The organism is Paenibacillus sp. (genome assembly GCF_031177825.1).
In the GTDB taxonomy this organism is placed as follows: Bacteria; Bacillota; Bacilli; order Paenibacillales; family YIM-B00363; genus Paenibacillus_AE.
Genome location: NZ_JAPSKE010000033.1, coordinates 11,891 through 33,976 on the forward strand (window position 1 = coordinate 11,891; position 22,086 = coordinate 33,976).

Genomic DNA, 22,086 nt, shown 5'->3' on the forward strand with positions numbered 1-22,086 from the left:
TCTCGGGCGCGTCTTGCGCCTCATTTGACGCGATTGCGTTCGTAGATCAAACGCAAGCCTTCCAACGTTAATAACGGGTCGATCGTATCGATCGTCTTCGACTCCCCGGCGATCATCTCCGCAAGTCCTCCGGTGGCGACGATGCGAGGGCGCGTTCCGAACTCCTCGCGGATGCGTTCCACGATGCCGTCGACTTGACCCGCGAAGCCGAAGATGATGCCGGATTGCATCGAAGCGACCGTCGTGCGGCCGACCGTGCTGCGCGGTCTCGCCAGCTCGATCCGCGGCAGCTTGGCCGCGCGCTGGTACAGCGCCTCGGTCGAGATGCCGATGCCGGGCGCGATGGCGCCGCCGATGTAATCGCCCTTTTCATCAATATAACAAAAGGTGGTCGCCGTACCAAAATCGACGACGATTAAGGGGCTTCCGTACTTATGAATGCCTGCGACGGCGTTCACGATACGGTCCGCGCCCACTTCCCTCGGATTTTCGTACCGAATGTTTAGGCCCGTCTTAATGCCGGGACCGACGAACGCCGGCACGCGCCGCACGTATTTGCGGCACATGTGATCCAGCATGGCGTTCACCGGCGGAACGACGGAAGAAATCATGACGCCCTCCACATCATCCACGCGAACGCCGGCATGTTGGAACAGGCTGCAGATGAGAATGCCGTACTCGTCGGCGGTGGACGACCGGTCGGTCGCCACCCGCCAATGGAAGCGCAACGTCTCGCGCTCATACAAGCCCAAAACGATATTCGTATTGCCTACGTCGACGACGAGAATCATGCGCGAGCGCCCTTCTTCCCGCCCAGGTCGAGCGAGATGTCGAGCGACTTCGCCGAGTGGGTCAGGCCGCCGACGGAGATGACGTCTACGCCGCTTTCCGCGATCGTACGTACGGTCGTCAAGTTTACGCCGCCCGACACTTCGACGACCGTGCGCGGGGAGGCGCGGCGAATTCGCGACACCGCTTCCGCCATCGACGCCGGTGCCATGTTGTCGAGCATAATAATGTCCGCGCCCGATTCGATAGCTTCCTCTACCTGTTCCATCGTTTCCACTTCGACCTCGACCCGCATCGTATGCGGAACGGCCGCCCGAGAGCGCGCGACCGCTTCTTTCACGCCGCCTGCGGCCTTGATGTGATTATCCTTCAATAGAACGGCGTCGAACAGGCCGAACCGGTGGTTATGCCCGCCGCCGACGCGCACCGCATACTTCTCGAGCAGCCGCAGTCCCGGCGTCGTCTTCCGCGTATCGACGATGCGCGGCGCCGGCGTCACGCCTTCGACCGCAGCCGCGTACGCGCGGGTCGTCGTCGCGATGCCGGACATCCGCTGCAGCAGGTTCAGCGCCAGCCGCTCGCCCGTCAATATCGAAAGCGTGCTCCCCTCCAGCTCGAGCAGGACGTCGCCGACCGCGATCGGCGCGCCTTCCGTCGCGATCCGCGTGACGCGAAGCGCCGGATCCACCTCGGCGAATACGGCTTCCGCCACGGGCAAGCCCGCGACGACGCCGGCTTCCTTCGCGTGGATGACCGCCTTGCTTCGATGGTCTTCCGGCAAGATCGAGCGGCTCGTCACGTCCCCCGGACCGACGTCTTCGCGAAGCCACCCTTGGATTTGGTCCCGAACGATCGACAAATCAAGCGTCATCGAATCAACCGCCATGCTGCAAACTCTCCTCCGCTACTCCGAAATCCCGATGGTGTACGATATGCTTCTTCCAGACGATATCGTCCCGTTCGGGGAAATCCTCTCGATAATGCGCGCCGCGGCTTTCCTCCCGCCGCAGGGCGGCCAGCACCGTCAACAGCGCCAACGTCAACAAGTTGGCGTATTCGAATTGCTCTCGGCCGGACAGCTTCGTCATGAACAACGACGATTGCTTGCGCAGCTCCTCCAGCCCTTTCTTCAACCCTTTTTCGTTCCGTACGAGACCGGCGTACCGCAGCATCAACTTCTGCAGCTTCAGCCGCCGCTCGACGACCGGCTGGGTCGACGCGTCCGTCCGGCCGAGCACGACATGGAACTCCGGATCGCGTTCTAACGGCGGCAGCGCGCGGATGCGCTCGACGATGCGGCGCCCGAACACGATCGCTTCCGACAGCGAGTTGCTCGCGAGACGGTTCGCCCCGTGGACGCCCGTCGAAGACACCTCGCCGCAGGCGAACAGCCGGCGGACGTTCGTCTCGCCGTGAAGGTCCGTCTTTACGCCGCCCATCATGTAATGCGCCGCCGGCGCCACCGGGATCCAGTCGCTCGACAGATCCAACCCGTACCGCAGACAAAATTCGTAAATCGTCGGAAAACGAGCCTTCACAACGTCCTGCGATTCGTGCGTCAGATCAAGATACACGAACGTCGACTTCGTCTTGTCGATCTCGCTGACGATCGCCCTTGCGACGACGTCCCGCGGCGCGAGCTCGAGCTGCGGGTGATAGCGCTCCATGAATCGCTCGCCGCGGATGTTGCGCAGCACGGCCCCTTCGCCCCGAACCGCCTCGGAAATCAGAAACCGAGGCGCCCCCGGATACGTCAAGGCGGTCGGGTGAAACTGCACGAACTCGACGTCCTGCACGTACGCGCCGGCGCGGAACGCCATGGCGATGCCGTCGCCGGTGGCGATTTCCGGATTCGTCGTGTACCGGTACAACTGCCCGGCCCCACCCGTGCATAACACCGTCGCCTTCGCCATCACGAATACCCGCTCGCCGCCGAACGGACGCTCGACGACGACGCCGCAGCATTCGCCTTGATCCGTGACGAGATCCAGACAGAAGTGGTCGTCCCACACTTCGATCCGCTCGTTCCGCCGCGTCTCGGCCGCGAGCGCGCGAACGATCTCCGCGCCCGTCGCGTCGCCCTGCGCGTGCAATATGCGGCGCTGGCTGTGCGCGCCCTCCATCGTCAGCGCATATTCCCCGCCGTCCTCGCGGTCGAACTGCGTGCCGAATCGGATCAGCTCCTGGACGCCGTCCGGCCCTTCGTGCACGAGCACGTCGACCGCGGCCGACGTGCAAAGACCCGCGCCGGCGATAAGCGTATCCTGCCGATGGTACAGCGGCGAGTCCTCGTCCGAGATGACGGCCGCGATGCCGCCCTGCGCGTACCGCGTATTGCTCTCTAGCAGCGATTTCTTCGCGATCATCATGACGCGCTGTTTCGCGTCCGCCGCTTTCAAAGCGGTGTATAAACCGGCAATCCCCGAGCCGATGACGATGACGTCCGTCTCGACTCGGGGCAAGGCCGCGATATCTATATCGATTAGCGTTCTAGGAATCATGAGGTACTCCTGCCTTCCTACGCTGCCGGGCGGAGGGCCGCCGGTCCCGTCCGCCCGGTACGCGGCATGTTACTTCACTTGCAGCATGCGTTCCAGCGATTGTCTCGCCCGCTCGGCGACGTCCTCCGGCACGTGAATCTCCGGCTGCATCGTCTCCAGGCAGCGCACGAGCTTCTTCAAGTTGTTGACCTTCATGTTCGGGCACACCAAATACTTAGACGCGAAATGGAATTTCTTGTTCGGGCTGTCCTTGCGAAGCTGATATCCCGTCCCGTCTTCCGTGCCGACGATGAACTCTTGGTGATCCGACTTCTTGCAGTAGTCGATGATCGCCGTCGTGCTGCCGACGAAGTCCGCCAGCTTGACGACCTCCGGACGGCATTCCGGATGGACGACGAACAAGGCGTTCGGATATTGCTGCCGCATCTCGACGACGTCCTTCACCGTCAGCATGTCGTGCGTGTTGCAATACCCTTCCCAGATGATCATCTTCTTATCGGTAAACTTGGACACGTAATCGCCAAGGTTCTTATCCGGGACCCAGATGATTTCGTCCGAATCGACCGACTGGATGACCTTCACCGCGTTGGCGGACGTACAGACGATATCGGTCTCGGCCTTGATTTCCGCGGACGAGTTAATGTACGTAACGACCTTCGCGTTCGGGTGCTTGCGCTTCAGCTCCCGGAGCCCTTCCACGTTCACCATGTCCGCCATCGGGCAGCCCGCCCGTTCGTCCGGAATGATCACGGTCTTATTCGGCGCGAGAATCTTGGCGCTCTCGCCCATGAAGTGGACGCCGCAGAACACGATCGTGTCCGCGTCCGTCTCCGCCGCCTTCTGAGCCAGCAGGAACGAATCGCCTCGAAAATCGGCGACCTCTTGAATTTCGTCGCGCTGATAATAATGTGCGAGAATGATGGCATTCCGTTCTTTCTTTAATTGCGCTAGCCGCTCGCGAAGCTCGCGGTTTTGCTCTTGTTTGCGCTCCAGCGCTAAAGCCTCCATGGTAGGCGCGCCCATTCGACCCACTCCTTCTCCGCCTGGTTCGAATCCATTCCGCGAAGCCGCGGTCCGGTCCCCGTGCACATATATGAGTAGTTTGTGAAAAAAAGTACGATTATATGAAGAATACAGAATCTTTCAGGAGGTGTCAATTACGGAAAAAGCCCGGAACGACGCAAAAAAGGCGCCGCTACTGGCCTGCGGCGCCTCCACCATTTACTTCTCTTCGTTCTCTCCGTCGGTCGGCGGCTTCTTCGCGCCGTCGCCTTCCTGCGTACCGATATTGATCCGAATGTCGTCCTTCGAGGACGGCGCTTCGGCGGCGCCTTCGCCCGATTCGAGCGATTCGAGCGACCCTTTCTTGATGAGCGCTTCGATCTGTTCCAAGTCGAGCGTCTCCTTCTCGAGCAGCGTCTGCGCGATGAGGTGCACTTCGCGTTCGTGCTTCTTCAAGATGTCGCGGCCCTTCTCGTAGCACTCATTGATCATGCGCTGCATCTCTTGGTCGATCTCGTATGCGATCTGATCGGAGTAATTCTGCTCGTGCCCGATGTCGCGGCCGAGGAACACCTGACCTTGCGTCGTGCCGAACTGCATCGGACCGAGCTTGCTCATCCCGTATTCGGTAATCATCGAGCGGATGATCGCCGTCGCGCGCTGGAAGTCGTTCGACGCGCCCGTGCCGACTTCGCCGATGTACAGCTCCTCGGAGATGCGGCCCCCGAGCAGCCCCGTAACCTTATCGAGCAGCTCGTTCTTCGTCATCATGTACCGGTCTTCCTTCGGCAGCATCATGAGATATCCGCCGGCGCGGCCGCGAGGAATGATCGTGACCTTATGCACCATGTCGGCGTTCTCGAGGTGGTAGCCGATAATCGTATGGCCGGCCTCGTGATACGCGACGATCTTCTTCTCCCGTTCGGAGATGACGCGGCTCTTCTTCTGCGTACCGACGATGACGCGATCGATCGCTTCCTCGATCTCCGCCATGCCGATGTCCTTCTTGTTCCGGCGAGCGGCGATGAGCGCCGCTTCGTTCAGCAAGTTCTCGAGATCCGCGCCGGTGAAGCCGGTCGTGTACTTCGCGATGGACTCGAGCTTGACGTCCTTCGCCAGCGGCTTGTTCCGCGCATGAACCTTCAGCACCGCTTCGCGGCCCTTGACGTCCGGACGATCGACCGTAATCTGGCGGTCGAAGCGGCCCGGGCGGAGCAGCGCCGGGTCCAGAATGTCCGGACGGTTCGTCGCGGCGATGATGATAATGCCTTCGTTCACGCCGAAGCCGTCCATCTCGACGAGCAACTGGTTCAGCGTCTGCTCGCGTTCGTCGTGACCGCCGCCGAGTCCGGCGCCGCGTTGGCGGCCGACCGCGTCGATCTCGTCGATGAAGATAATGCAAGGCGCGTTCTTCTTCGCGTTCTCGAACAAGTCCCGCACGCGGGACGCTCCGACGCCGACGAACATCTCCACGAAGTCGGAGCCGGAGATGCTGAAGAACGGTACGCCCGCTTCGCCCGCTACCGCGCGCGCAAGCAGCGTCTTACCGGTACCCGGAGGACCGTTGAGCAGCACGCCCTTCGGAATTCGGGCGCCCACCGCGGAAAACTTGCGGGGATCCTTCAAGAACTCGACCACTTCGACGAGTTCCTGCTTCTCCTCGTCCGCCCCGGCGACGTCCTCGAACGTCACCTTCTTCTTCTCCTCGTTATATAGACGGGCGCGGCTCTTGCCGAAATTCATCACCTTGCCGCCGCCGCCCTGCGCTTGATTCATCAGGAAGAAAAACAGTACGAAGATGAGGATGAACGGCACGATGCCCGTTAAAAACGCGATCCACAGCGGTTCGCCCTCTTGGCGTTCGTAGGTTTCTACAACCCCGCTGGTCTTCAACATCTCGAACAAATCGCCGTCTAGAGGCGCTCTCGTCACGAATGACGGATCCTCCGGCGCGGCCCCCTCGTATTTCCCTCTAATTAAGTAGGAATATCCGTCCCACCGAACGGTGACCTCTGCGATTTCGCCCGCATCGAGCGCTTGTCGGAATTCGCTGAAGTTCAGCGAGTCTTCTTGATTGTTCTGGTTGCTGATGAAGTGCACGATTCCGACGGTGACTAAGAAAATAATCAGATAAAATCCGGTGTTCCGGACGATCTTGTTCATTCCCTACCTCCTCTCAGGCGTGAGTATATTGTATCATAGCGGAAACCCGCATCACAACAAAGCTCGGCCCTCGCGCGGGTCGCGCGCGCCCGGTCTTTACGCATGTCCGGAGTATACCTCGGGCTTCAGCACGCCGACGTACGGCAGGTTCCGGTACTTCTCCGCGTAGTCCAAGCCGTATCCGACGATGAACGCGTCCGGAATCAAGAATCCCTTATAATCGGCCTCTAGACCGACTGTACGGTGATGCGGCTTGTCGAACATCGTCACGACCTTGACCGAGTGCGCGTTGCGGCGCTCCAGTACGTCGATCAAATAAGACAACGTCAACCCGCTGTCGATGATGTCCTCTACGATCAAGATGTCCCGGCCTTCTACCGGAGCGTCCAGATCCTTGACGATCTTCACCACGCCCGACGATTTCGTCGCGTTCCCGTAAGAGGAGACGGCCATGAAGTCGATGTCGAGCTTAAGGTCGATCTTCTTGACCAAGTCGGAAACGAAGATGAACGCGCCCTTCAGAACGCATAGGATGAGGAGATTTTTCCCCGCGTAGTCCGCGGTGATCTGCCGGCCCAGCTCGGCCACCTTCTCTTGGATGTCTTGCTCCGTGAATAATACTTCTTGAATGTCGTTGCGCACGTTCGTCCTCCCGTCGGCGTTGACCATGGTAGTATAAATATCGTATGTAAGTGCGAAAAAAACCATAACCCTCGTCAGTCGAAAAAGTTCCCCTCGAACCGCAGCCTCATCGCGACGACCCGCTTCGTGCCGTGCCCGACCGGCGCGGCCGCGGCCCGCCGGAAGCCCGGCACCCACAGCAGCGTCCCGTCCGCGTCCGTCACGACGGGCCAGACGTCTCGCCGCGCCTTCGGAAGCTTCCCGTCGACGAAAATATCTTTTACCGATTTGCTCCCGTTTAAACCGAATACGTCCATTCGATCTCCGGGCGCACGCGTCCGGACCGTCCAGGGCGTCGGCGCGCGATCCGCGTCGAACCAAGCCTCGAAGGCATCCGCCGCTTCCGGCGGACGGAACCGGTCGATTTCCGCGCTCCGCCATTCGATCCATCCTCCGACGGCGGGGAGCTCCACTTCGCCGGCTTCGGCGCCGGCGGGGTCGAACGAGCGGCGGTACGGCTTCGGCGCCTCGCGCCGATAAGGTCCCCACTCCAGCGCGTCGTACGACCTTCGGAACGCCGTGTCGGCGCTCGTCCGGATTTCCAACGTCGTGGGCAGGCTAGCTGCGATCGCCTCCCGAATCCGTTCCACTTTGGCGAAATCGATGGCGTTTTCATCCAATTTGAGACTATTTAATATTATTTTAATCATTCGCCTTTGTAAAGCGATATGCGCTTCCAGGAACGCCGTTCGCTCGGCCCGGATCGCGCCCCCCTCCCGCTTCGTCGCTTCGCGAACCCGCTCCGAAGCGAGCGCGTCGAGCAGCTCGTCTTCGTCGGCGCTCAGCTCGGCCGCCCGCCGAAGCGAATCCGCCGCGCCGGGGCGAAGCTTCATTATATAAGGAAGCAAATCTAACCGAATCGCGTTGCGGAAGTACGTCCGCTTCGCGTTGCTCGAATCGAATCGAGGCGCCAAACCGTGTCGTTCGCAATACGCTTCGAGTTCAGTCTTCTTAATACGGAGCAGCGGCCGAACAAGTTTCAACCCGTTCACTTCCGCGACGAATCGAATGCCGCCGAGGCCGCCGGCCCCGGCGCCGCGAAGCAGTCGCATCAGCACCGTCTCCGCCTGATCGTCCGCGTGATGCCCGAGCGCCGTCGCGCCCGCGCCCCAATCGACGGCCGCGGCGCGGAACGCTTCGAACCGCAGCGCCCGGGCGGCCGACTGCAAGTTGTTGCCGTGCGCCGCCAGCGCGCCGGCGACGTCCACGCGCGTCGCGAAGCAAGGCGTACCGAGCCGTTCGCACAACGCTCGAATGTACGCCTCCTCCGCGTCGGATTCGTCGCCGCGCAGACCATGATTGACGTGCGCCGCCGCGACGCGATAGTCGTACCGTTCGCGCAGCTCGCACAACATGTGCAGCAGCGCGACGGAATCCGCGCCGCCGGACACGCCGACGACGATCCGCTCGCCATGCGCGAACAAGGAGCGTTCCCGAATGGTCCGCTCCGCCCGCCGCGTCAACTCGTCCGTCAGCATTCGCCCAACCGCCCCGCTTTCGCAATTTCGCAATTTATGACAGCCCGTTGCCGCTCATCCACCAGACGGCTCCGGCGAACGCGGCCGCCGCTCCGGCGAACCAATACGCCGGCCACCGTTCCCCGGCCGCCGGCGCGTGCCGCGGCAGCGGCTTCGCGGCGGCGGCGCGCCAAGCGCCTAGCGCCTGCTCGGTATCGCCGCATTCCCCGCGCAGCAGCCGCTTCAGCACGTTCGCCTCCCCGGCGAGCAGCGGGCTTTCGTCGACGAGCGCGACGAGCTCCTTCGCCTTGTCCCGGCGGCTCGACCCCGCGATCGCCCGCACGCGGCGCCCGAGCCCCGCCGCCTCGAGCATGACGACGGCGAACGCGAACAAATCGTAAGCCGCTTCCGCCCGTCGTCCCCCAAGCTTCCAGTACCCTCGATCGTATAGCTCCGTGAACTGCTTCACCGACGATCCGAACCGCGTCGCCCCGCCGTAATCGACGAGGCGCACCTCGCCCTGCCGGCCGATCATCACGTTGTCGGGCTTCACGTCGCCGAACGCCCAGCCGGCGGCATGCAGCGCGCGAAGCTGCCCGAGCAGGTCGGCGCCGAACGACGCCAGCGCCCCGGCGTCCGCGCCGAACGACGTTTCCCCGAGCGGCTTCCCGGGCACGAACGACATGACGTAGAACGGGAACGAGACGCCCCTGCACGAGCCGTCGTCCGCCAGCAGCAGCCGCGGAGCGTCGCCTCCGACGGATTTCAGGGCGTTAATCTCCGATTGCAGCGCATAGATGTCGTTCCCGATTTTCAACGCGCAATGGGAAGAGCCGTCCGGGAGACGCGCCAAATAGACGCTCCCGTTGGCACCTTCCCCGAGAAACCGTTCCACTGCGATCGATTGTCCGCTCCATCTCGACGTCACGCGGTCTCCCGCGCGGAGCCGAATCGTTCCGGAAGTCGCGTCAGACAACGTAATCCCCCCAAGCGGCGTCCGCGGCGCGGCGCGGCGAAGGCCGCCCGACGCCGCCGAACAAGGCTAGCGCGTCCAAGATCGCCGGCCCGGTGGGTGTCGTCCCTTTTACGTTTAATTTATATAGAATCTTCTCTAGTTTTGCAAGCTCGCACGTCCACTCGACGTCGGTTTCGACAGCGTTCGAGTTATTTCCAGGGAAATGTAACACGGCGAGTTCGCTTTTACCCGCTCGCGCCTGCATACTGAGCATCAAGTCGTAGGCCGCCTCCCGCACCGCATCGAATTTATGCTTCATGCTCGCGCTTGCATCGATCAGCAGCGCGACCTTCAGCGGCGCCGTCTCCGTCCATTCGTCCACCGATCGGACGACCTCCGCCCGCTTCGCCGGCGGGAGCGTCTCCAGCGACGCCGTCTCGTCCTTGAAAATCGAACGCAGCTCTTCGTTGACGACCTGTTGGATCGTCGCCACCACCGTATGCCGCGTCATCATTTGCATCGTATACGCCAGCTTCGTCGGCGATACGATTTTATGGATGCCTCCGCCCGCTTTGGCGACGGCCTCGATTTCTCGTTCCCCGCGCATGCCCGCCGCTTCCCGGTCGACGATGCCGATCACGTTCACGACGACGCCCCTGGCGTACGCCTCCGCCGCCGCGGTGATCGGGCTGATCCCCTCATTCGAATTCCCGTCGGTAATCACGATGATTTGCTTCAAAACGAAACGCTCCCCTTCCGGCTGAATCTAGCGACTAGCGGTAAATTTCTACTAGTCCTAGCATTGCCATAAGGAGAGCGATATAGACCTATTTTACTACTAGAAAATGCCCGCTAGCTCACCGTCCTCGGCCGTTCGATGGGGGCGCCTTGCCCGCGCCAACGGAACGTCGCCCATTCCGGCGCGAATTTGTCGATCTTCGCGACGATCACCGTCATATCGTCCACGACCTCCCCGTCATGGTGGCGTATGACCGTGTCGAGCAGCTTGTCCGCGATGTCCTGCGGCGCGTCGGATTCCATCTCGGACAGGATGCGCTTCATCCAGAGTTCCTTGTTCGCGGCATGCCCCGGCGCATCGTAGACGCCGTCCGTCATCATGACGAGCAGATCGCCCGGCAGCAGCTGATGCACGACCAGGTCGACGTCGATCTCCTTCAGGATGCCGAGCGGCAGATTGCTCGCCGTAATCGGCAGCACCTCGTCGCCCCGCTTAATGAAGCTCGGCGTCGAGCCGATCTTCATGAACGTCGTCTTCGCGCTATATAGATCGATGATGGCCAAATCCACCGTCGCGTAAATTTCCTCGGAAGAGCGCAACATGAGCACCGAATTGACCGACTTGATCGCGAGCTGCTCGTCCATCCCGGATTGCAGCAGCTGCTGCAAAATCGACAGCGCGGCGCTGCTCTCCACCCGGGCTCGTTCGCCGTTGCCCATGCCGTCGCTGATCGCGAGCGCGAACTTGCCGTTGCCGAGCTCTACGGTCGAGAAGCTGTCGCCGGACAGCCATTCGCCGCCCTTCGCGGCGCAGGCGATGCCCGTCTCCACCTCGTACTCCTTCGCGGAAGAGAACCGTACCGTGGCAAGCCCCTCGTCCGGTTCGTCCCAGCGCTCCTGCTTCACCGCGATCGTCTCGCCGAGCACGTCGGAGAGAAGGGGCGCGATCATTTTCCGACATTCGTCGAATCCGCGCCTGAAGCTATGCACCACCTCGATTTCCACGTTGCCTTCGTCGAGCGAGATAATGTCGAGCCGCTGCACCTGCAGCCCCATCTCCTCGAGCACCTGCGTAATCTGCTCCTCTTGCAGGAACAAGCCTTGTCCTTCGCGGCGGATTTCCTTCACCAGGTCGTCCATGACCTGCGAGACGCCGAACAGCTGCTCGGATACGAGCTTGCGGCTGTCTTGAATTTGCTTCGTCCAATGCCGGTCGTAGCGGTATTTCTCGTATTGCTTCTGCAGAATCGTCAATACGCGTTCCGTCTTATGACACGTCTGCCTCCATTCCGCGCGAATGTGGTCCTTGTCGAATTCCGGGTTCGCCTCCACCTCCGTCATCATATCCGTCATATATTTGTAAGTTTTATAGAATCCTCCCTCCCAGCAGGAGTTTCGCTTGAAGCAGGTCGCGCACGCTTCTTGCGTCACTGCGTTCACGAAATGGCCCATCTCCGCTTCGTGTTGGAGGAGTTGATTTTGCTCCGTCAGCTGGCCGAAGCTCTTCGACAATTGCTTGAACACGTCGGAAAATTGGTTCACTCGATTCGCCGTAATGTCCCGCACGCGGCGAATGTAATCCTGCTGCGACTTCGCGTGCTCCTGCGTGCCGGGCACGTACTTGGCGATCGTGCGGATCATGCCCTTCGGCGTCAGCAGGAACAGCGCCACCGCGGCCACCGATTCGTACGTGGACTGCAGCACATGCGTCGCGTCTCCGGCGTAGATGGCGAGGATCGACGTGCCGAGCAGCATTCCGAAGCCGACGGCCATCTTGCCTCCGTCCTTCAAGAGGCCGGCCAGCAGCCCCGCGAACGCCAGCAAACTGATCTGTTGAATCGCGGAAAAGTTCGCCAAGCTGAGAATGAGACCGGTGACGACCCCGACCGACGCGCCGATCGGCGCCCCGCCGACGAACGCGAGAATCAAGATGAGATATCTCGACAGCGAGTGCTCCAGCGACACGGTGCCGATCTCCCACTGCACCGTCCCGGTCAGCACCGACGCCAGCAAAATCATTAAACAGATGATTTCCTCGTGCCGCAGCTGATAGTTTTTCCGAGTCAACGTAAGCACCGGAAGCGCTTGTAGGAAGATAAGCGTCAATACGCTGCTTAGCGCCGCTTCGACCGATGTCATCATAACCGCGTACCAGGTCATATTCGAAGCGACGATATCGGCGAACAGCCCCACGGTGAAGGTCGATAGGAAGACGAGCGCCGGCGCATGCGATACCTCCGACTTCTCGTACCGCGCCATCCCTTTCTGCAGCAAGGCGAAGACGACGAGCTGCGCGGCGATCGACCCGACCTGGATATGCGGCGACAGCAGGCTGCCTGCGATCAAAGCCAGCGCCGACGTCTGCATAAGGCCCCGCCTCAAATACGAGATGGCCGCGAAGAACGCGATCGCGAACGGCGCCAGCTCGCCGAGAATGTTCGCGCGTCCGAGCAGGAAAGCGACGAGCATCAGTACGATCGCCCACCGCTTGCCTACCGCCGCCTGAACGACGCGATTGTGCAGCAGCCGATCCTTCGCCGTTTGCTTCCACCTGCCCGTCGCTCCTCCGATGTCCCACCCCAGCCGCTGCATCACGTTCCGTTTTTCCATGTTTCGTAGCCACCCCTAATCCGTAGTTTCCTCCCGCAGGATGAATGAGTGGTTTCATTATAGGTATAACTCTATTAAAAAGTTTGTCACAATGCGTTGGTAGGTTCGATATTTTTTCCGACAGCTTCGGCGTACCGCCGCATCCCTTGCGGCGAATGCGATTGCGGGTCCCGCGCGCCGGAGCCGTCGACGCACGTCGGGGCGATTCGCCCGCGGCCATGTCGTAGAATGATGTCGAATGCCTTGGCATGCCGTCACAACGAAGCGCCGGCGCATCATGACGCGGAAAATATTATGAATAATTTCTGCCTCCGACTTCCTGAACAGAGGGAGTCACCTTAGAAAGAAGCGAAGAGAGAAAGCCGCCGCCATCGGTTGCCTCTTACTACGAATTTCGCTAGTTTCCGCCGACAAAAAAAAACCGCAAGGCGTTAAGCCTTGCGGTTTCCATCCGGGAAGCCGTCGGTTCCGGCGTCGAAGCTATACTCGCTTCGCGCCGCGTCCGCCGCGTTTCCCTTCCGTATTTTTCTTCAGGGAGGACATGCGCTCTTCGCTATCCTTCAAGAAACGGGACATCTTGTCTTCGAAACTCGCCGGTCTGCCGCCGCCGAAGCCGCCGCCGCCTTGACGACGATCGCCGCCGCGTCCGCCGCCGAAGCCGCCGCGACCGCCGAAGCCGCCGCCGCCCTCGCGCGGAGGCCGCCCGCCTCCGAAGCCGCCGCCGCCTTCGCGCGGGCCGTCGCGGCCGAAGCTCGGTCGCGGAGCTTCCGGCGGACGATCGACGGCCTTCTTGATCGAAAGCCCGATCTTCCCGTCCTTATCCACATTGATGACCTTCACCGTCACCACGTCTTCTAGCTTGAGGTGATCCTTGACGTCCTTGACGTAGCTGTCGGCGATCTCCGAAATGTGAACGAGACCGGTAACGCCTCCGGGCAATTCGACGAAAGCGCCGAAGTGGGTAATTCCCGTAACCTTGCCTTCTAGCTTCGCGCCAACTTCAATGGTTGACATAAAAGAACCTGTTCCTCCCTTGGTGAATGCATGAATGGAATTAGCTGCATTATACAGAATACGCAGGATTTCGGCAATGCGTCACTCTTCCGCCGGGGTGCCGAACACCTTGTCGCCGGGGCGCGTCATCCCGAAATCCTTCCGTACCTTCTGTTCAATATATTCAGGATCTTGAAGACGGGTGACTTCCGATTGGTACGCATCGTGCTCCGCCCGTACTTCCTCCAGGCGCTGCAGCAAGACGCCCATCTCCGCCTTCTTCTCCTTCATGGCCCCGGACTGGTCCCAAAACGCGAAGATCGCCCACAAGGATACTCCGCCGATGATCGTAAAATACAACCGTCGCCTCCGGAGCTCGCTCTTCGGCTTCGCCGCATGCTTCGCCGATCCCTTTGCCATGTTCTTAGATTCCCCCTACTTGCGCTTTCTCCATAAGCCCGTCCTTCGAAGAACGTCGGCAACGAATCGCGCGCTCGGCGTCAGCCACGCTTCCGCGCGGACGAGGCGGGATACCCGCCGCCCGAGAGGGCGCCCGATCCATAACGTGATTTTCCACAAAGGATAGAGCAATTGTAACACAAGTTTTCCGAGGAAAATAGACAAGGCCGCCAAAAATCCCAAAATTACAATGGCTAGGCGGTACAGCGCGATCAAGGGGCGAACGACGAGCAGATCGCCCAGTCGGATGAGCATGCGGATCAACGCCTTGATACGACCGATCGACCAACGGATCACGTTGACGAAGACGTCGCTAAGCAGCGCGAAATAAAACGAGACCCCGATCATCAACGCCAGAAAAACATAAATCCGAACCTCTCCCCCGTTGCTGAGGAACAAGACGCGGAAGACGGCGACCGTCCCGACGGCCCAATATAGGATGTCCAGCGGCGGGATGATCCAGCGCGGGAACCGGAGCTCCCCCGACAACACCCGGTAGCCGTCGAACAGCAGCCCGAGCGCGGCCCCGCTGAGCATCATGGCGGCCATCGTCAGAAATTGCGCGCTTAGCGTCACTTGAACAGTTTACCGAGGAAGCCTTTCGACTTGTCCGGCCCCGCGCCGTCCAAATACGCGAAGGCGTTGACGGTGCCTTCGATCGTGACCAGTCCCTGCTCGAGGTTCAAGTTCTTGATATGTAAATTTTGTCCCTTTACGTTAAGGAACCCGAGTTCGGTTTCGAGCAGAAATTCTTCGCTGTCGAAGCTGTCCACATTCAGGACGCCCGTCACTTCGAGCAAGCGGCGGTTCAGCAACCGAACCTCTTGCCGTTTGGTCTTTCCACCACCAAGATCCACCATGGCATGTACCCCTCCCTTATACCTCTACCATATGGGAGGGGGGCAGGTTTTAGAACCGATGCCGCAGGAACGGAAAGAAGCCGCTCCGAAGCGGTAAACATCCCGCTTCGGAACGGCTTCGGTACGACCGGCGAAAGATTAGATCACGCTCTCGCCGGACGCGTTCGATTCCTCTTTAATGACTGTGTACATCTCGGCCGCTTCGTCCTTGCGAGTCGTCTCTGCGATCCGCTCGATACGAACGGTGACGCTCTTCTGGCCGAAACGCACCGTCAGCTCGTCGCCGGGCTTGACCGTGCTGCTCGCCTTCGCCTCTTTCCCGTTGATCCAGACCCGTCCTTGGTCGGACACGTCTTTCGCGACGGTACGACGCTTGATGAGCCGGGAGACCTTCAGGAATTTATCGAGACGCATCTTACTTCACTGCTTCTTTGAGCTTGTTGCCCGCTTTGAACGCAGGAACCTTGGACTCGGCGATTTCGAGCGTCGCGCCGGTTTGCGGGTTGCGGCCTACGCGCGCGGAACGCTTGCGCGTCTCGAACGTGCCGAAGCCGATCAATTGTACCTTGTCCCCGGAGGACAACGCGTCGGTTACTTCGCCAAGGAAGCTGTTCAATACGGACTCGACGTCTTTCTTCGTCAGGCCGCTCTTCTCGGAAATGCTGTTGACCAAATCTTGCTTGTTCATGCTTACGATTCCTCCTAATCAATCCAACGGTAAAATATAGCGAAACACAAGTTATGTATTCTCTCGGATGCCGGGAAAATCCTGCTTTGCGACCGAACATTTCAACATTTTCGCAAAATATTCACGCGTAAGAAGGCATTTCAGCTCCTTTTGGCATCCTGCCAGTAGCGTTCCATCTCATTAATATCAGTTTGGTCAAAGGATTTCCCGCTTAAACGTAGTTGTTCCTCGATATACTGAAATCTTTTGGTAAATTTTCGGCTCGTCGCGGACAACGCTTCTTCCGGATCGATCTTCAGGTAACGGGCCAGATTGACGACCGCGAACAACAGATCGCCCATCTCGTCGAGCAGCCGTTCCGCCCGGTCGTCGCCGGCGCCGGCCAACGCTTCCTGGAACTCGCGCAGCTCTTCCTCGATCTTGTCGGCGATCGAAGCCGGCTCGCTCCAGTCGAAGCCGACCTTCGCCGCCTTCTTCTGCACGGCGACCGCCCGCATAAGCGAAGGGAGCCCGCTCGGGATGCCGTCCAACGCCGAAGTCGGCGCCGAATCGCCCGCCGCTTCCCGCTCCTTCGCCTTCACGTCCTGCCATGTCGCGAGCACGTCGTCGACCCCGCCGACGCGGACGTCGCCGAACACATGCGGATGACGCCGCACCATCTTCGCGGCCAGCCCCGCGACGACGTCGTAGATGTCGAACGTGCCGGCCTCTTCTTCGATCTGCGCATGCAGCATGATTTGCAGCAGCACGTCCCCGAGCTCGTCCCGAAGCGCGTCCATGTCGTCGTTGTCGATCGTCTCGAGCGCCTCGTACGTCTCCTCGATGAAGTATTTGCGCAGCGACTTATGCGTCTGCTCCCGGTCCCACGGACAGCCCTCGGGGCTGCGCAGCTTCGCGATGATCTCGTGCAGCCGCTCGAACGTACGGTAATGGACGTCGTCCCGCTCGGTCGGCGGCACGTACACGAGCGACAGATTGCCGTACCCGCCGACCCGGTCCAACTCGTATAACGGCACGCGCTCGATCCGTTCCTCGCCGGCGACGCCGAGCGCATGCCCGACCGTCACCTCGTAGTCGTCGGGATACCGTTCCATCAGCCCGAGCTTTACGTCCGAAGCGACGAACCCGTCATACACCTGCGTAATCAGAATGTGATTGTACGGATTCAGGCGCTCCGGTCGGAACGCCGTCCCGTCGGCCAGCTGGAAGCCGTCCGCCGGATCGAAGCCGAGCGCGACGAACGCGCGGTCGAGGAAGCTCTCGCCTCCAATGATGCGTAGAGAGACGCCTGCCGCGGGGCAGCGCTCCCGCAGGAGCGCCACGGTCGACTCCGCGACCGACGGATGTCCCGGCACCGCGTAGACGAGGTCGCTCCCGTCCGCCGCGCGCCGCAGCAGATCGTCCACGATGGCCGCGTATACGTCCCCGAACTGTCCGTGCGCTTCGTAAAGCGCGTCGTAGGTTTCGTAAGCGACGCCCTGTTCCCGCATCCAAGCCGTCACCGGATGCTTGTCCGTCCGCAGCAACAGCAGCGACGCCGTCCGTACGGCGTCCCATGCGCCGAGCGTCAAGCCGTCGGGGCCGCCCGGTCCGAGCCCCGCGACGGTAATGCGTCCCGTATTTCGTTGCACGCCATCCACTTCCCTTTTTCCCGATTGATACTTCATTCTACGCATAACGAAAAGGCTTCCGCAACCCGCGCCGGTATGCGTGAGGTTACGGAAGCCCTTATGTAGGCGCGCGGCCGCGCCCGTCGATCGATTGGAAAGCGAATCGGTTCACTGCTCCATCTGTTTGGCTAAGAAGCCGGCCGCCGTCTCCGCCATCTTTACTTCCATCTGGCTCATCTTGGTGCCGTCTTGCTTGCTGAGCAAGATGACCGAACCGATCGGATCGCCGCCCGCCACGATCGGCGAGCAGACGAAGGAACTGTACGTCTCCGTCAAATCTTTGCATATTTCGTATTCGCCGGCATTCGTCTCCGCCGTCGTCTTGCGGTTTTCCATCGCCGTCTCGACGATCGGGCCGATCTGCTTGTCCATGTATTCCTTCTTCGACGCCCCGGATACGGCGATAATGTTGTCGCGGTCCGAGATCATCGTGATGTGCCCGGTGCTCTCGCTCAGCGATTCTGCGTATTCTTTGGCGAAGTCGCCTAGTTCCCCGATCGGGGAATATTTTTTCAATATAACCTCTCCGTCGCGATCGACGAAAATTTCCAGCGGGTCACCTTCGCGAATACGCAATGTCCGACGAATTTCTTTCGGGATGACGACCCGTCCGAGATCGTCGATTCTGCGTACGATTCCTGTTGCTTTCATGTTGTATGCCCTCGCTTTCTAGAAGTTTGAATGCATCGAAGTCGTCCGTCCTGTACGGTTCGAGGGGGGGTGATGACCTGTGTTATATTCGACCTTAGTATTTGTCGCTAACGATTCACTTATACGCCAGATCTTGTACAAACCGTCCAACATCATGCATCCGTATGGGACTGTTCGCCATTATTGTTGCCAACCACTTGAAAGCAAAACAGGATGTTCATAAGAACATCCTGCCAATTCATACAACGTTCGTCGAGCGTTGCGCGCCGTCCTTCAGCACCTCGCGGTACTGCTGAAGCAGCTTCTCCGCCGCCAGGAGCGCGTCCTCCATGGACATCCCTTTGCGGTTCATCTGGATGACGATCTGCTTGCCCGGGACGAGCTTCAGCTTGCGCTCGAACCGGTTGCTGAGCGCGAACAGCTTCTGGCCGTCGATGCGCTCGTTCTGCTCGGGCCCGAACGTGATGATCAGGTCGTCGCCCTTGGCCGCGATCGACTGGATGCCGTACTCCGCCCCGTATACCTTGAGGCGCGCGACCGCCAGCAGCGTCTGGACCGGCGTCGGCATATCCCCGAACCGATCTAGCAGCTCGTCGGCCAGCTCGTTCTCTTCCTCGAAGGAGCGGATGCCCGCCACCTTCTTGTAGATCTCGATCTTCTGCGCGCTGTCGTAGATGTAATCGCCCGGCAAGTAGGCGTCCAGCGTGAGCTCGATCTGCGTGTTGACCGGCTTGGGGCGCCGTTCCGCCGGCTCCGCGCCTTCGGTCCCGCCGTCGAGCGCCGCCTTCCGCTGCTCGATCTCCTCGGCCAGCATCTGCGAATACAGATCGAACCCGACGGAGGCGATGAAGCCGTGCTGCTCCCCGCCGAGCAGATTGCCCGCGCCGCGGATCGCGAGATCGCGCATGGCGATCTTGAAGCCGGAGCCGAGCTCCGTGAACTCCTTGATCGCTTGCAGCCGCTTCTCCGCGACTTCGTTCAGCACCTTGTCGCGTTGATACGTGAAGTATGCGTACGCGATCCGATTCGAACGGCCGACCCGGCCGCGCAGTTGGTACAGCTGCGACAAGCCCATCTTGTCGGCGTCATGCACGATGAGCGTGTTGACGTTCGGAATGTCGACGCCCGTCTCGATGATCGACGTGCTGACGAGCACGTCGAATTCGCCGTCGAGGAAGTCGAGAATCGTCCGCTCCAGTTCCTGCTCGGACATCTGCCCGTGCGCCGAGGCGACCCGGGCGTCCGGCACGAGCGCATGGATCGTATCGGCCATCTGCTGGATCCCTTGGACGCGGTTGTACAAGTAGTACACCTGCCCGCCCCGGGCGAGCTCTCGTTCGATCGCGTCGCGGACGAGCGCGCCGCTGTGCTCGACGACGTACGTCTGTACGGGGAAGCGGTTTTCCGGCGGCGTCTCGATGACGGACAGGTCGCGCACCCCGAGCATGGACATGTGCAGCGTCCGCGGGATCGGCGTCGCCGTCAGCGTCAGCACGTCGACGTTCAGCCGCAGCTTCTTCAGCTTCTCCTTGTGCGTGACGCCGAAGCGCTGTTCCTCGTCGATGATCAACAGGCCGAGGTCCTTGAACTTCACGTCCTGCGACAAGATGCGGTGCGTCCCGATGACGACGTCGATCGCGCCGCTCACGACGCCCTTGATCGTCTCGGTCTGCTCCTTCTTGGAGCGGAACCGGCTTAAGACGCCGATGTTGAACGGGAAGCCGCCGAAGCGCTCCCGGAACGTCTCGTAGTGCTGCTGCGCGAGAATCGTCGTCGGCACGAGCACGGCGACCTGCTTGCCGTCCATCGCCGCCTTGAACGCGGCCCGGATGGCCACCTCGGTCTTGCCGTAGCCGACGTCGCCGCACAGCAGCCGATCCATCGGCTGCGGCCGCTCCATGTCGCCCTTAATCTCCTCGATGGCGCGCAGCTGATCCGTCGTCTCGTCGTACGGGAACATCGCCTCGAACTCTTGCTGGTACGGCGTATCCTTCGGGAAGGCGTGCCCGGGGGCCGCCTGACGCGCCGCGTACAGCTTGATCAGCTCGTCGGCGATGTCCTTGACGGCCGATCGCGCCTTCGACTTCGCCTTCGTCCAATCGCCGCCGCCCAGCTTGTAAACCTTCGGCTCCTTGCCTTCCTCCGCGCCGATGTACTTCTGCACCATGTCGATCTGTTCGATCGGTACGGACAGCTTATCGCCGCCGGCATACAGAATATGCAGGTAATCCTTGTGTACGCCGTCGATCTCGATCGTGCCGATCCCGACGTATTTGCCGATGCCGTGATTGACGTGGACGACGTAATCGCCGATCTTCAGCTCGGTGTAGCTCTTGATGCGCTCCGCGTTCTCGATCTTCCGCTCGACCTTGCGCGCCTTCCGCTGCTTGGCGCTGAACATCTCGCCCTCGGTAATGACGACGAGATGGACCGACGGCAGCTCGAAGCCGCTCTGGAGATTGCCTTCGATCATCGTCTGCTCGGGAATGCCGTAATCGGCGAGCACCCGGCGCATGCGTTCGAGCCGCTCCTTGCTGCCGGCCAGCATCATGACGGTCGACTTCGACTTGCTCCATCGCTCGATCTCCGTCTTCAGCACGTTCATCTGCCCGTGGAATTGCTGCATCGCGCGGCAGATGACGTTCACGATGTTCTGCGGCTGCGTGTTCGGAATTTGCCGCAGGAACAGCGACAAATACACCGTCTGCAACGGCTTGTGGAAGAAGAGGGATTCATAGCTCTTCGACAGCGCGAAGCTCGGAATCGTCTTGCCCTCCTGCAGCAGGTGGGTCGTCCACTCCGCCTCGTCCCGATCGAGCTGCTTCGCCGTCTCGAGCAGCCGGTTCGGCTCGTCGACGAGCAGCAGCGCGTCCTTAGGCAAGTAGTCGAGCAGCGTCTGCCGTTCGGGATACAGCAACGAGACGTATTTATAAATACCGGTAAAATAAGCGCCTTCCCGCAGCTTTACCAGGTCGCCGCCGATCTCCTCGCGGAGCTTCTCCTTCGCCGTCCGGTCGGTCGTCCGCTCCAGCTGGCGTTCCAGCAGCTCCGCGGCGGTCCGCGCCGCGATCTCGAACCTTCGCGGCTCCGCGAACAGCTCGCGGCTCGGCAGCAGCGTGACCCGCTCCAGCCGCTCCTTCGAGCGTTGATCGACAGGGTCGAACAAGCGGATCGAATCGATCTCGTCGTCGAACCATTCGATGCGCACGGCGAGATCCCCCGCTTCCCCGCCGCTTCCTTCGACGGGCTTGGGCGGATACACGTCGACGATGCCGCCGCGCACGCTCATCTCCCCGCGCCCCTCCACCCGCTCGACGCGCTCGTAGCCGAGCTCCGCGAGACGGCCGAGCAGCGCGTCGATGGCGAGCGTCTCGCCGACGGACGCCGTCACCGCGGCGCCCTGGAACGTCTCCTTCGGCGCGACGAGACGGCGGACGCCCGCGTACGGCACGACCAAGACGCCCCGGAAGCCGTTCGCGAGGCGGGATAATGCATCGATTCGCTGCGAGACGAGCTCGGGGCTCGACACCGCCGCCTCCGTCGCGATCGACTCGTTCGCGGGGTACGCGAGGAGCTCGCCGCGAGGCAGGCACTCTTCCAGATCCTCTATTAATTTTTGGGCGGAAAACATATTATGCGTCATGACGACGATAGGGCGCTGCAATTGCGAATGCAGCGCCGCGACAAATACGCTTCTAGCCGAGCCGGCAAGCCCGGATACCAATTGTTCCTTCAGCCCCGACCGGATGCCGTCCGTCACGGTGATCAGATCCGGATCCGTCGCAAGCGCTTCTAATAAACGTCTCATTTCGAGATTAGGACACCTCTTTCCCGGCAAACCAAAACAAGCCTAGGCTGACAAGCCAAGG

The 22,086-nt window shown here is 60.9% G+C and carries 19 protein-coding genes; all 19 read right to left on the reverse strand.

All coding sequences use genetic code 11. The features are described 5' to 3' along the window. Positions 1-20: 20 nt before the first annotated feature. The 19 genes from RIN49_RS24960 to mfd all read right to left on the reverse strand — a co-directional run bounded on the left by RIN49_RS24960 (position 21) and on the right by mfd (position 22,025). Complete coding sequence (locus RIN49_RS24960; RefSeq protein ID WP_309122860.1) at positions 21-791, reverse strand: type III pantothenate kinase; 771 nt, start codon at positions 789-791, stop codon at positions 21-23. Next, complete coding sequence (gene nadC, locus RIN49_RS24965) at positions 788-1,675, reverse strand: carboxylating nicotinate-nucleotide diphosphorylase (RefSeq protein ID WP_309122861.1); 888 nt, start codon at positions 1,673-1,675, stop codon at positions 788-790. The genes RIN49_RS24960 and nadC overlap by 4 nt, the downstream gene beginning before the upstream one ends. Further along, positions 1,665-3,290, reverse strand: a complete 1,626-nt coding sequence (gene nadB / locus RIN49_RS24970; protein ID WP_309122862.1) for an L-aspartate oxidase — start codon at positions 3,288-3,290, stop codon at positions 1,665-1,667. The genes nadC and nadB overlap by 11 nt, the downstream gene beginning before the upstream one ends. A gap of 69 nt (positions 3,291-3,359) precedes the next feature. After that, positions 3,360-4,298 (reverse strand): quinolinate synthase NadA, encoded by a 939-nt coding sequence (gene nadA / locus RIN49_RS24975; RefSeq protein WP_309122898.1) that lies wholly within the window; start codon positions 4,296-4,298, stop codon positions 3,360-3,362. 213 nt (positions 4,299-4,511) lie between these two features. Further along, positions 4,512-6,455 (reverse strand): ATP-dependent zinc metalloprotease FtsH, encoded by a 1,944-nt coding sequence (gene ftsH / locus RIN49_RS24980; protein ID WP_309122863.1) that lies wholly within the window; start codon positions 6,453-6,455, stop codon positions 4,512-4,514. A gap of 96 nt (positions 6,456-6,551) precedes the next feature. After that, a complete protein-coding gene (hpt, locus tag RIN49_RS24985) occupies positions 6,552-7,097 on the reverse strand; it encodes a hypoxanthine phosphoribosyltransferase (protein WP_309122864.1) in 546 nt (181 codons plus the stop codon). Positions 7,098-7,171: 74 nt separating this feature from the next. Next, positions 7,172-8,614 carry a tRNA lysidine(34) synthetase TilS gene (tilS, locus tag RIN49_RS24990; protein WP_309122865.1) on the reverse strand — a complete coding sequence of 481 codons (1,443 nt, stop codon included), beginning with the start codon at positions 8,612-8,614 and terminating at the stop codon, positions 7,172-7,174. Positions 8,615-8,648: 34 nt separating this feature from the next. Continuing rightward, positions 8,649-9,569, reverse strand: a complete 921-nt coding sequence (locus tag RIN49_RS24995; protein WP_309122866.1) for a protein kinase domain-containing protein — start codon at positions 9,567-9,569, stop codon at positions 8,649-8,651. Further along, on the reverse strand, positions 9,562-10,287 hold the full coding sequence (locus tag RIN49_RS25000; RefSeq protein WP_309122867.1) for a vWA domain-containing protein: 726 nt from the start codon (positions 10,285-10,287) through the stop codon (positions 9,562-9,564). The genes RIN49_RS24995 and RIN49_RS25000 overlap by 8 nt, the downstream gene beginning before the upstream one ends. Before the next feature lie 113 nt (positions 10,288-10,400). Then, the gene (gene spoIIE / locus RIN49_RS25005; RefSeq protein ID WP_309122868.1) at positions 10,401-12,896 is read right to left on the reverse strand and encodes a stage II sporulation protein E; all 2,496 of its coding nucleotides are present in this window, start codon (positions 12,894-12,896) and stop codon (positions 10,401-10,403) included. Between the two features lie 480 nt (positions 12,897-13,376). Beyond that, positions 13,377-13,910 carry a S1 domain-containing RNA-binding protein gene (locus RIN49_RS25010; RefSeq protein ID WP_309122869.1) on the reverse strand — a complete coding sequence of 178 codons (534 nt, stop codon included), beginning with the start codon at positions 13,908-13,910 and terminating at the stop codon, positions 13,377-13,379. A gap of 81 nt (positions 13,911-13,991) precedes the next feature. Further along, a complete protein-coding gene (locus tag RIN49_RS25015; RefSeq protein ID WP_309122870.1) occupies positions 13,992-14,309 on the reverse strand; it encodes an FtsB family cell division protein in 318 nt (105 codons plus the stop codon). A 15-nt stretch (positions 14,310-14,324) separates the two neighbouring features. Further along, positions 14,325-14,924, reverse strand: coding sequence for a spore cortex biosynthesis protein YabQ (gene yabQ / locus RIN49_RS25020; RefSeq protein ID WP_309122871.1), 600 nt, complete (start codon positions 14,922-14,924; stop codon positions 14,325-14,327). Next, the gene (yabP, locus tag RIN49_RS25025; RefSeq protein ID WP_138197988.1) at positions 14,921-15,208 is read right to left on the reverse strand and encodes a sporulation protein YabP; all 288 of its coding nucleotides are present in this window, start codon (positions 15,206-15,208) and stop codon (positions 14,921-14,923) included. Before yabP ends, yabQ begins: the two co-directional genes overlap by 4 nt. A gap of 138 nt (positions 15,209-15,346) precedes the next feature. Further along, the gene (locus RIN49_RS25030) at positions 15,347-15,622 is read right to left on the reverse strand and encodes an RNA-binding S4 domain-containing protein (RefSeq protein WP_309122872.1); all 276 of its coding nucleotides are present in this window, start codon (positions 15,620-15,622) and stop codon (positions 15,347-15,349) included. A 1-nt stretch (position 15,623) separates the two neighbouring features. After that, positions 15,624-15,896: an HU family DNA-binding protein gene (locus RIN49_RS25035; RefSeq protein ID WP_309122873.1), complete on the reverse strand. Its 273-nt coding sequence runs from the start codon at positions 15,894-15,896 to the stop codon at positions 15,624-15,626. 140 nt (positions 15,897-16,036) lie between these two features. Further along, positions 16,037-17,527 carry a bifunctional methyltransferase/pyrophosphohydrolase YabN gene (yabN, locus tag RIN49_RS25040; RefSeq protein WP_309122874.1) on the reverse strand — a complete coding sequence of 497 codons (1,491 nt, stop codon included), beginning with the start codon at positions 17,525-17,527 and terminating at the stop codon, positions 16,037-16,039. Between the two features lie 147 nt (positions 17,528-17,674). After that, the gene (spoVT, locus tag RIN49_RS25045; protein WP_309122875.1) at positions 17,675-18,217 is read right to left on the reverse strand and encodes a stage V sporulation protein T; all 543 of its coding nucleotides are present in this window, start codon (positions 18,215-18,217) and stop codon (positions 17,675-17,677) included. A gap of 238 nt (positions 18,218-18,455) precedes the next feature. Continuing rightward, a complete protein-coding gene (mfd, locus tag RIN49_RS25050) occupies positions 18,456-22,025 on the reverse strand; it encodes a transcription-repair coupling factor (RefSeq protein ID WP_309122876.1) in 3,570 nt (1,189 codons plus the stop codon). Between the last annotated feature and the right edge of the window lie 61 nt (positions 22,026-22,086).